Annotated in this window: 2 protein-coding genes; both read left to right on the forward strand. The window is 66.2% G+C overall.

Going from position 1 to position 807, the window contains the following annotated elements:
• A partial coding sequence (locus AC1DQP_RS21105) for a hypothetical protein (protein ID WP_478052508.1) occupies nt 1-549 on the forward strand: 549 nt, incomplete at its 5' end.
• A gap of 39 nt (nt 550-588) precedes the next feature.
• The coding region (locus AC1DQP_RS21110; RefSeq protein ID WP_478052509.1) for a hypothetical protein at nt 589-807 on the forward strand (219 nt) is incomplete at its 3' end.

Genomic DNA, 807 nt, shown 5'->3' on the forward strand with positions numbered 1-807 from the left:
CCTCTCAGTGGAGCTGGCAAGCTGCCCAACCTCTTCAGGGCGGACAACCACCAACAGGCTCAGCTTGGGAAGCTTGATTGGCCGAGGGTGGCGCTGACCATCCAGGAATGGGGTGCTTCCCTGCCGTGTTGGACCATTGAGGCCAGGATTTGGACAAGCCCGACTGCGTCGACCACCGAGAGCTTCCGAACCTGCTCCGATGCCCCACTGACGGAGACGGATGACCTGGGCGATACAGCGGAGCTCAACACGTCGGCCCTCTGGAAGGGGCGGGACACGCTGACGGGCATTCGAGTGCCTGCGGGCAAGCCCAACACCGGGGCCGGCCGCTCGACCGGTCCTAATCCGCCCAGCCAGCCCTTTGTGGTCAACGTAAGCCGCCCGGGTGTGTCCGACCGAGCCGTTGAGGTGGCCCTTCGGGTGGCATGGGTCTCTGGCTTCATCCAGACCACGGACCTCCATCCCGGCCCCAGCGGGATCCTCACCCCATTTAGGGATGGCCGCATGTGGATCGCCGGGTTCCAGCCCGATGGCAACCGCGACCGCTAACCACCAGGGCCGAAGAGCCCATCCAAAGGAATAGAAGCGATGAAAGCATGGACTTTGGCCGCTGCGGCGGCCCTCACGCTGACCGCCTGCAGCGGCAAGCCGTCCGCGGCGGAGGCCCGGCAGGCCTTGGCCGACCTCATGGCCCAGAGCGCCTCAGCGCCTGTCATCACCATCGAAGGATTCACCCTGACCGGTTGCAAGCGGGCCGAGGCCACGGACGGCTACCGCTGCGATACCCGCGGCACCGTGGTCCTGGAC

It is taken from the genome of Stenotrophomonas sp. P5_A8 (assembly GCF_056400545.1).